This window comes from Flavobacterium bernardetii, assembly GCF_011305415.1.
Taxonomy (GTDB): Bacteria; Bacteroidota; Bacteroidia; order Flavobacteriales; family Flavobacteriaceae; genus Flavobacterium; species Flavobacterium bernardetii.
On record NZ_JAANOQ010000002.1, the window covers coordinates 61925 to 72651 of the forward strand.

The window sequence follows — 10727 nt, forward strand, 5'->3', positions numbered from 1 at the left end:
TTTTATTGGCACATCGTTAAATTGAACATTGAAAATTAATTAAAATGTCAGGAATCTACATCCACATCCCATTTTGCAAGCAAGCTTGTCATTACTGCGATTTTCATTTTTCAACTTCTATGAAGAAGAAAGACGAAATGGTTTTGGCGTTAGCGAAAGAAATAGAATTACGTAAAAACGAATCTCAAAACGAAACGATTGAAACTATCTATTTTGGTGGAGGAACTCCAAGTGTATTGACGATTGACGATATACGATTTTTGATTGATACGGTTTACAAGCAGTATCAAGTGGTTGAGAATCCAGAAATAACCTTAGAAGCAAATCCGGATGATTTGGATGAAGAAACGATTCTTCACTATGCGAATTCGCCAATAAACCGATTATCAATTGGTGTGCAATCGTTTTTTGAAAACGATTTACAATTGATGAATCGTGCACATAATTCGGTGGAAGCTAAAAAATGTTTAGAATTTGCCACACAACATTTCGATAATATTTCCATAGATTTAATTTACGGAATGCCTGATATGAGTAACGAAAAATGGTTGCAAAATATTGAAACGGCGCTAAGTTTTAATATTCCGCACATTTCCAGTTATGCGTTAACTGTGGAACCAAAAACGGCTTTAGATAAAATGATAAAAGTTGGAACAGTTCCTAAATTAGATGACGATTTAGCGCAACAACATTTCCATATTTTAATCGAAAAATTACAAGAAAAAGGATTTGTACATTACGAATTGTCTAATTTTGGTCAACCAGATTACTTTTCAAAAAATAACACGGCCTATTGGTTGGGTAAAAAGTACATAGGAATTGGTCCGTCAGCTCACAGTTATAATGGTGAAAGTAGAAGTTGGAATATCGCCAATAATTCTTTGTATTTGAAAGCAATCGCAGAAAATAAGTTACCTTCAGAGACCGAAACTTTATCCAAAACTGATCAGTATAACGAATACATTATGACCGGTTTACGAACTATTTGGGGTGTTTCTTTAGAAAGAATCGAAACGGAATTCGGAACCAAATATTTAGATTATTTACAGAAACAATCAGAAAAATTCATTTCAGATAATTTGTTGGAAATCGAAAACAATGTTTTAAAAACCACCAAAAAAGGAAAATTTTTGAGTGATGGTATTGCTTCCGACTTATTTTTATTAAATTTGGATTGATGGGAACGCAGATTGAACAGATTTTTAGGATTTACATTTGTTCTTTTGCTTGAAAATAAATCTGCTAAATCCCTAAATCTGTGTACCTATGAATATAACATATAAAGATTTTAACATCGATTTATCAAAACCCATTGATATTTCTTTACCATTATCCAACACCGATGCAAATCCAATTGCTTGGTATATTGAAAAACCTGTAATTGAACCCGTGACTTTTGACAATTGGATAGGAAAAGTTTCAGAAGGAAGTTCTACGAATTTCAACAATATATTTTTCAATCCGCACGGACATGGCACACATACCGAGTGTTTAGGACATATTACTACAGCGTTTTATTCTATTAATCAGTGTTTGAAACAGTTTTTTTTCATGGCAGAAGTCGTTTCGATTCAACCTGAAAAAAGAAAGGATGATTTCGTGATTACGAAAAGTCAAATTGAAAAGTCGCTGAATGGAAAAACTCCTGAAGCGATAATCATTCGTACGATTCCAAATATTTCGGATAAAAAATCTAAAAACTATTCGCATACGAATCCGCCGTATTTATTAGAAGAAGCGGCAGTTTTTATTCGAGAAATCGGAATTAAACATTTGCTAATCGATTTGCCAAGTGTGGATAGGGAAGAAGACGAAGGAAAATTATTGGCGCACAAAGCGTTTTGGAATGTGAAAAATACCACAATATTGAATGAAGATGCCCGTTTTGATTGTACGATTACAGAATTGATTTTTGTCGACGATTCAGTAGCAGATGGAACGTATTTGTTGAATTTACAAATCGCTTCTTTTGAAAATGACGCTAGTCCGAGTAAGCCAGTTTTATACAGTCTGGAGTTTGGAGATTTTAGTCTGGAGTAAATGCGTTAAAATAAAATTTTATGAACCACACCGATTTATTAGCCTATAAAAAGTCATTTGATTTAGCAATGAGAATTTTTGAGGTTTCAAAATTGTTTCCAAGAGAGGAAAAATATTCTTTGACTGATCAAATTAGGAGAAGCTCAAGAAGTGTTACAGTAACTATAACAGAATCTTATAGAAAACGTACATATCCTAAAAACTTTTTCAGTAAATTAACAGATGCTGAAGCTGAAAATTCCGAAACTCAAGTTTGGTTAGATTATGCTTTAGCTTGCAAATATTTAGAATTGGATACATACAATGAACTTTCTGCTTTAAATACAGAAATTGGAAAATTAATATGGTATATGATGAATAATCCTGATAAATTTGGTTCAAGTAAAATTTAAGAAAATGTTTGGTTTTAACTAATCCCGTTGTTTCGGTACTCCAAACTAAAAACTCTTTACTAATAACTATAAAATGACTCCAAACTAACCACTCTAAACTCACAACTCAAATATGAACATTCAACAACTATACGAATTCTGCCTATCTAAAAAAGGTGTAACCGAACATTTCCCTTTTGATGAAGATACTTTAGTGTTTAAAGTGGGCGGAAAAATGTTTTGCTTAACTTCTTTAAAACAATGGGAAAAAGACGAACCTAGTCTAAATTTAAAATGCGATCCAGACAAAGCAGAAGAACTTCGTGCAGAATATGAAGCCATTATTCCGGGTTATCATATGAGTAAAAAACATTGGAACACGGTTGATTTTCATTCGGATGTGAATGATACAATGATGTGTGAGTTGATTAATGATTCTTATGATTTGGTTTTTAGTAGTTTAACTAAAAAAATTCAGGCTGAAATTCAGGCGTTATAACGAGTCTTCTAATTTTTTAATGGTGCTTTTCCAATAATTAAAATCTCTTATTGCCAACAATATTTTAATGAATAGTATGAAAGTAACTATTATCGACAAAACAATAAGTGTAATAGATAATAAAGAAATCAAACCAAATCCTATAAAAAACATAATCATACACATGGTAATGATGAAAAGTGAAATATTTTTATGATTTATTCCAAAAGATAAAAACAGATGGTGTAAATGAGATTTGTCTGCTTTAAAAGGAGAATTTCCATTTTTTATTCTTCCCAAATATACTCGTATGGAATCTAAAACAGGAATTGAAAAGAAGGATATTAAAAGTAAAAATACATAACTATAGTGTTGATTTGCATTAATTTTTTCATTTTCAAGTAAGTTTATTCCTAGTGTAACTAGCACAAATCCTATAAAAAGAGAGCCGGAATCTCCCATAAATATTTTTTTCTTTTTAGATAAATTGTATCTTAAAAAGCTCAAAATACATCCCATGAAAACCACACATATTGTTGCTAATTCGATGTTTTTCAAAAATATCGAAGTTATTAATAGCATTGTGAATCCTACAAAAGATAAAGTACCTACTAATCCATCTACACCATCCATCAAATTAAAGGCATTAACTACACCCGTAATTATAAGTATCGTTAGCAAATATTGTAAATATATTGGAATTTCATTAATTCCTAAAAACCCATAAAAACCCATGATTCTTGTGTCATAATGCACAACAATTGCAGCTAAACTTAATTGAATTACAAGTTTTAATTTCGCATTTAAATCGGTTTTATCATCTATTACTCCAACGATTAATAAAATGAATCCACAACTTAAAATGGTTAAATATTTTTTTGCAATATCAAAGAAATTTGGAGACAGCATAAGTACACAAATTAGAACAATAGCGATACTTATTCCACCAATTAATGGTACAGGTTTGACATGTACTTTTCTAGCATTAGGTTTGTCTGTTAAGTTTACTTTGTAAGCAATTTTTCTAAGCATTGGAATGATTAGGATTCCTAATAAAAAGGATACGATTCCTAAAATGGCGAATGTAAAATTTTGATCCATACTGTTATCTTTTTTCGTAAAACGTATTTGTATATTTTAAATGCGATAAGTTTAGTTCATCCAATGTGTCGTTTTTAATAACTGAAAATGGATTGTTTAAACTTGTTTTTTTTCCTGCGAAGCGTACTTCTATGAAAAGTTGTTTGTATTTTTCTGCAATAATTTCCCATTTATATCTTCTGTCGGCAATGCTTTTCATTTTTAAGCCTAACGTTTTTAAGTCGTTTTTAGTTACGTTTTGAATGATTTTGGTCAATTCCAATTCATTAGAAAAATACAAAGCTTTATTTTCGGTTGTTGTTTTATTATAAGAAACGTTAAAGGAAACAACTGGTAATCCCAAAAACATAGCTTCTACTAAAGATGGATTGGTGCCACCTGCAGAATGTCCATGCACATAAAATGTTGCATTACCTCTAATCAAATCAATCTCTCTTTGATCATAAATGGGATCGTATAAAAAGATGTTTTTAAAAGCACTATATTTTATTTTAAGTGATTTCCCATATTCGTTATTTTCCCAATTTCCAATAACTACTAAGTTGGTGTTAGAATTTAAGGAAAAGGCGTTTAAAACTACATGAATATTATTTTCAGGTTCAATTCGGCACACTTTTACGGCATAATTTCCGTTTAAAAAAGTATATTTTAAATAATCAGTTTGGTTTGGTTTTACTTGTAAGGTATGATCTGCGCCGTATTCTATTACTTTACTTAGTGTTTCATATCTCATGGCTGTGTAATCTTGGATAGATTCATTATCTGAAATATCAAAGTGTGAATATTTTACAGCCATTTTTTCTGCCCAAAAAAGATAAAATTTTGCAAAAAAGGACCATTTGTCTCTTTTCCATTCAATGCCGTCTATTGAAATAATTATTTTTTTATTGGTAAATAATTTTATAAATGGAAGCATAAAAGCTCCAGCAACACCAAGTATTAACAATATGTCGTTATTCTTTAAAGATTTTAGTATCGAAATACAATCGTATAAAATACTTTGTACGCCATTAGCTTCCAGATTAATGTATTCTAATTTTGCTCCTTTATAATGAGAAATTCTTTCTTCTTTTGAATATTTCTTTTTAGAACAATACACTGTAAAATCAAATTCATCAGATAGATTAGAAACCAATTGTTCTGTTAACGTTTCAAAACCTCCATATTTTGCAGGGATTCCTACAGTACCAATTATTGCTATTCTGTTTTTTTTCATAATCAGAAGATTTTTGTGTTAGAAATACTTATGCTAATTTAATACCAACTTTGTAAACCCTTGTAATTTAGGGGGTTTTTTAAAATCCAGCTTTTTTTTATTCCATATTTTGGAAAAACTTAACTGTACTTGGAAACTATTTTTAAAATACTTTCTTCGAAATGAACCTCACTAAATACTTTGCTTTTTTCTATTGCATGAAATTGCATTTTTTCATACAACTCGGTATTAGAAAATAACAAGTTGATTTTTTCTGAAATTTTTGCGATGTCTTTACTATCTATTAAAAATCCATTTTTGTTTTCCTCTACTAATTCAATTACACCGCCAACTGGAGGGACTATTGCAGGTAATCGATACGCCATTCCTTCTAAAATGGTTAAGCCAAATGTTTCCACCCACAAATTCACATCTGATAAATTTAAAATAATACTTGCTTCTTGATAAAAAGGATGTGTGTTGTTTTGTGTGGGATAAATCAATAAGTTTGAAGGAACGTTTTCAGCATGAAAATAACTGTCAATTTCTTTTTGAGTAGCATTTACAACAAGTTTAAAAGTAAATTTTGGGTTTATTTCTGCTAATTTTAAAAACTCATCAACGCCTTTATATTTCTTTAAAGAACAAATCAGTAATACAATTTTTTCCTTTTTTTCTAGGGCATTATTTTTATTTGCTATCTCAATAAATCCACTTTCTAAAACATTATAAAGTATGTTTTTTTTAAGATGTAAAGCTTCTTGATTGGCTAAAAATTCCGATACATAAATGACTTCCGTAGCCGTACCTTTTACGATGTTAAATAAAAAAGATTTTAAAATTTTAGGTTTTACAGAAGTTTCATGAATGTGGTAAATCACTTTGCAACCTTTCAATTTTGCTGCACAACTGGCACCAAATGGCAATACGGTATTGACATAAACAAGGTCAGTTTTTTTAAGAAAAAAGGCCAATTTGAAAAACAAAATGAATTGACTAAAAAAGTAAAAAAAAATTCGAATTAATTTATTTTCAGAAAAATAATACGTAAAAAAATGGTTGTTTACTTTGGGAATAGCACTCAGAAAACCAACACGTTTACCAGATGTAAATAAATGTGTATCCATGTTGTTTTTGGTAAACGCTTTTAAAGCTTGCATGAGCACTTTTGGACTGCCGCTATAATCATTTAATAAGTGTACAGCAATTATTCTCATAGTTGTAGTTGATTATAAATGTCATTTAATTGATTCCCTTTACTATTCCATGTGAACGTATTCTCATAATGAATTCTGGCCTTTTCACTCATATCCTTTAAAACATCTTCATTGGAATACAATTTGTTTAGGGCTTCATGTAATTTCGAAATTGTAGCCGTATAGTTTGTTTTTTGAATGGCAAAACCGCATCCTGAATTTATAAATTCGCCTGGTCCATCATTATCTAAACAAATTACGGGCAAACCAAATGAAAGCGCTTCTGCCACAACCATTCCTGCTCCTTCATGAGATGGAAATAGAAAAACGGAGGCCTTGTTGTACAGATTCATTAACGCAATTCTATCCATCCATTCTATGATTTCAATATTGTTTTCTGCTTTATTTTCTTGTATTAAATTGATGTACTTATTTTTTTCTGGTCCGGTTCCAACTAGTGTTAATTTACATTTTGCTCTTTCCTCTAAAGGTAAGGAATTTATAAATTCTACAAAAGATAAAATAGTTAAATCAAATCCTTTTAAAGGAATAAATCGTCCCACACTAATTGCATTAAAATCTTCTTTGTTGTCGTTTGTGTTTTTGAAGAAATCTTCTGTGGCAACAGAAGGCATTATGGAATAGTTTTTATCTTTAAGTGGTAGAACATTTTTAACGTTCTGGTTCATACATAAAATATGATCGGCATTTTTAATAGTAGCATGTAAGGCACTGGAATAGTTCCAAAATATTTTTTTAATGCCCCAAGTAAAATTTTCTTTTACACTGTATTTAATGGAATATTTTTCTAAATATTGTTTTGGGATTTTGGAATGATGACCAATTGGTCCCCAAACAAATGGTTTGTTTAATTGGTGTAAAAAAGAAGGCGTCCAGTCATTATGAAAGTTGATATTGTGAACGATATCAAACGTTATTTTTTGTTTTTTTATGAAAGAAATGATATTTTTTTGCCATAAATTGAAGTAAATAAGAGAGGCAAAGCTTCCTTTTTTCCAAAATCTCATCCAATAAGGTAAATCAAAGTATAGAAATTTTATATTTTTATATACCTCATTTGGGTTTTCTTTCATGAACCTATCAATGTGAATTTGATTATTCTTTCTAGTGATTGCAATTACATTGTTAAAACGTGCAATTTGTAACACAAAATTCCAACCCATTCCATCTTCAGATCCTTTGTATGGATTTACAGCATAGCAAGTTGCTAAAATAGTTTTGTTACCCATGATTTGTTCGTTCTTTAATTAATTTTGCGGGAACTCCACCTATTACGGAATGGTCTGGAAATGATTTTGTAACGACACTTCCAGCAGCAATAACACATCCATTGCCTATTTGTACACCATCTAAAATGCTTACTTTACTACCAATCCAACAATTTTTTCCAATCTCAATTCCTTTTCTAGTAACTCCTTGGTGTCTGATGGATTCGTTGAGGTTGTCATAAATGTGATTTTCAGGATGACAACTAAAATATTGCCCAACAATACATTCCTCGCCAATGGTTAGTCCGCCAGCGCCACCTAAGTATGCAAATTCGCCTATTCCAACATTGTCTCCAATGCTAATATGATTTCCAATATTGTTTAAAGAAGTAGATACAATAATTCTACTAAATGCTCCTATTGAAACATTATTTCCAAATGTAATTCCGTTTTTACTTAAACCTGAAACATAAACATGATTTCCAAGTTTTAGAAATTTACCAAATTTTATTTTTGGGGTATTAAAAAAACTAACGTTCTTACCCAGTAACATTCCTTTTGGGTTTTTAAAGTAGAAAAGTAATTTAAAGCCTCTTGTTAAACTACCTATTTGAATCCATATAAATTGAATTAAAGCAAAACTGTTTAAATTCTCATCAAACTTAAAATTTGGATTTCTTAAATTAATGACTTTTTGGGCAATTGCTTTCATATTATTTTTTAATTAATGTAGTAATAATTGTCTGTAAAGTATTGTCTAAATTGTCGTTTCGAATAGAATCATAAACGGTGTTTTTTGTTTTTGATTTTAAATTTTCAAACAATGTTTTGTATTCAATGGTAAGTGCATTGATTGTAGATTCATCTAATTCGTTTTTTCGTTTTAAAATTACTTGTGCATCTTCGAAAAGGAAAAAATTAAATTTTGGTTTAAGTAAAAAGAGGTAGCCACTTTTAGTAATAAATTTTGGTAATTGAATATTACTTCTTCTGCTGTCATTAATAAAATCAAAATAATAACGGTCATAAATAACTACATGTCCACGTAAAGTATATTTAAAAAAGATTACAAATTGTCCGATTAAGTAGTCGAAATAATAATAAGAAAAGCGAAATAAGGAAGAAAACAAACTGTTGTTTTTACCTTGTCTAGGAAGACTTGAAATCACATCTGTATGTGCTTTTTCTTTTCCTTTTGTATAAACACTTAATATTGGTAAAAGAGACGGGCGGTGTCTTAAAATTACAACTCTTTTTCGTAATTGTTTTTCTATTTTTAATGCAATTTGTTCAATTACTGTAGATTTTCCAACGCCATCTACACCACTAAATGTAACTACGAAACCCGAATTTGAAAAATAATTTTTAAGAGTATCCATACAATAATTTATGGTGTTTATAATGAAATTTATTTTTTTGTTTTCTTCTTGACGATGTAAATACTGAAGCAGTTTCGTTTTATTTTGCTTTCTGTTTGAAAAATATTCGTTAATTAAAAGATCTAGTTCAGAATTTGAATTATGAATAATCTGTTCGTAAGTTAAGTATTTTTTTGGAATTTTAGCATTATTTAACAAATGAAATAGTGCAATATATTGAGTTGTATATTCGCAAGAAGCCGTTTTAACTCCGAAAACGTTTTTTACATTTTCAGTTATAATTTTTTTTGCGTTTAACATCTCTAAATTTTTTCTTTTTAGTTGCCAGATTAAATCTAGTGCTAAAATCTCATTTTCATTGGTTACTATTTTTATAGGATTCATAAACGATTTTTTTTCCGTTTTGAATTTTGTAATTAGTGCATGATTTTCTAAAAATGAAACTATTTTTTCATTCAATTTTTTCGGAATAATTACATCAATATCTGAATTTAAACTAACAGATTCTGGGAAATCATTTGGCATTTTAAGCGCTGCGTATTCTTCATTATGAATAGCATCAAAAAAATCCATTATAATTAATTGTCTTGATGATTTTAAGTTTTTCATAAATTCATTCAAACCTTCATTCCAAACATTTATCAACCAATTGATTTGAATATGCCAATCTTTTTGTGAAGCATATATTTCTAAATAATTTATACAATTGATAATTAAATACCATTTTAAGTAGTTATTTAATTCATCAATTTTCCCATCAAACAGATTGTCCAGAAGATTATTTTGATTAGCATAAAATAGAATATCAATATAAATTTCTTTCCAAGATTTATGATTGACTAATACTTCATATTGAATGATGTAATGAAAATAATCAAATCCTTTTGTTCTATTGCTTGACGCTAATTCCCAATCATATAATGAAAGTTTGTTGTGGTTTTCAAACATATTCCATTGTGTGAAATCTCCGTGAGAAAAGGCAAGTTGAATGCTTTCCTCTGGTTGCACATCATCTATTAATGCTTTCAGTTTTCTAACAATATTATTAGGAATTTTAGAATTGTCAATGGCGTTTAACTTAGTTTTTAATTCCTTTAAATAGTGCCATTCTTTTATTGGGAGTAGTTGTTTGTCTATAGTATTTAATTCTAACACAGCATTTACTTGGATGGGCTTGATAGTTCCAAATCTTTTGCAATCCTCTGAAATGTTTGAAAGTGTTAAGCAATCAACGGTTTTATTTATTATAGACGGAGTAGTAAATGAGACACTACAAGTGTTTAGTTTTTTAATGTTTTGATATTCATTTTCAATTAAATTTTCAGAATTTGAAGTAGTGGCAATTTTTGTGAAATTACTACCGTCAAATAGTAAAGCTTTGTTGTTTGGTCCTACGGTTCCCAAGAAAATTGCCCAACTTTTTTTAATATCAAAAATAGAATTATTATTTTTTTCAATATAAAACGTGCTTTGTTTGAATAACAATTTTTGCAATTTAAAAATGAAAACTATTTTGATTAGCAAAGCAAAAATTTTTGCACGAATGCTGCCTTCATTATAGAATTTTAAAAAAACAGGTTGTTTGTTAGTTGCATTCCAGATCCAACGTGCTGTTCCGTCTGGATTGTTAATTTGTAGCCATTTTATTTCTTCTAAATTTTTTTTTTCATTTGAAGAGCTCAAATTATACCCGATTTTTTTAAATATATTTTCCATAATATTTTTGTTTTTTTAAGTA

Annotated in this window: 10 protein-coding genes; 4 read left to right on the plus strand and 6 right to left on the minus strand. The window is 29.4% G+C overall.

What is annotated here, in order from left to right:
* The first annotated feature begins 44 nt into the window (after positions 1 to 44).
* The 4 genes from hemW to G6N05_RS05130 all read left to right on the plus strand — a co-directional run bounded on the left by hemW (position 45) and on the right by G6N05_RS05130 (position 2910).
* Entirely contained in the window at positions 45 to 1178 is a 1134-nt protein-coding gene (gene hemW, locus G6N05_RS05115; protein WP_166125506.1) for a radical SAM family heme chaperone HemW, read from the plus strand.
* An 88-nt stretch (positions 1179 to 1266) separates the two neighbouring features.
* Positions 1267 to 2040, plus strand: a complete 774-nt coding sequence (locus G6N05_RS05120) for a cyclase family protein (RefSeq protein ID WP_166125507.1) — start codon at positions 1267 to 1269, stop codon at positions 2038 to 2040.
* Between the two features lie 20 nt (positions 2041 to 2060).
* A complete protein-coding gene (locus G6N05_RS05125) occupies positions 2061 to 2432 on the plus strand; it encodes a four helix bundle protein (protein ID WP_166125508.1) in 372 nt (123 codons plus the stop codon).
* A gap of 112 nt (positions 2433 to 2544) precedes the next feature.
* On the plus strand, positions 2545 to 2910 hold the full coding sequence (locus G6N05_RS05130) for an MmcQ/YjbR family DNA-binding protein (protein ID WP_166125509.1): 366 nt from the start codon (positions 2545 to 2547) through the stop codon (positions 2908 to 2910).
* Here the strand turns inward: G6N05_RS05130 and G6N05_RS05135 are convergent.
* From G6N05_RS05135 to G6N05_RS05160, 6 genes are all read right to left on the minus strand, one after another.
* A complete protein-coding gene (locus G6N05_RS05135; protein ID WP_166125510.1) occupies positions 2905 to 3990 on the minus strand; it encodes a glycosyltransferase family 4 protein in 1086 nt (361 codons plus the stop codon). The genes G6N05_RS05130 and G6N05_RS05135 overlap by 6 nt on opposite strands.
* Positions 3991 to 3994: 4 nt before the next feature.
* Complete coding sequence (locus G6N05_RS05140) at positions 3995 to 5206, minus strand: DUF1972 domain-containing protein (RefSeq protein WP_166125511.1); 1212 nt, start codon at positions 5204 to 5206, stop codon at positions 3995 to 3997.
* A 119-nt stretch (positions 5207 to 5325) separates the two neighbouring features.
* A complete protein-coding gene (locus G6N05_RS05145; RefSeq protein ID WP_166125512.1) occupies positions 5326 to 6402 on the minus strand; it encodes a glycosyltransferase family 4 protein in 1077 nt (358 codons plus the stop codon).
* Positions 6399 to 7631: a glycosyltransferase family 4 protein gene (locus G6N05_RS05150; RefSeq protein WP_166125513.1), complete on the minus strand. Its 1233-nt coding sequence runs from the start codon at positions 7629 to 7631 to the stop codon at positions 6399 to 6401. Before G6N05_RS05150 ends, G6N05_RS05145 begins: the two co-directional genes overlap by 4 nt.
* The gene (locus G6N05_RS05155) at positions 7624 to 8322 is read right to left on the minus strand and encodes an acyltransferase (RefSeq protein ID WP_166125514.1); all 699 of its coding nucleotides are present in this window, start codon (positions 8320 to 8322) and stop codon (positions 7624 to 7626) included. The genes G6N05_RS05150 and G6N05_RS05155 overlap by 8 nt, the downstream gene beginning before the upstream one ends.
* Before the next feature lies 1 nt (position 8323).
* Entirely contained in the window at positions 8324 to 10705 is a 2382-nt protein-coding gene (locus G6N05_RS05160) for a hypothetical protein (protein ID WP_166125515.1), read from the minus strand.
* Positions 10706 to 10727: the final 22 nt, after the last annotated feature.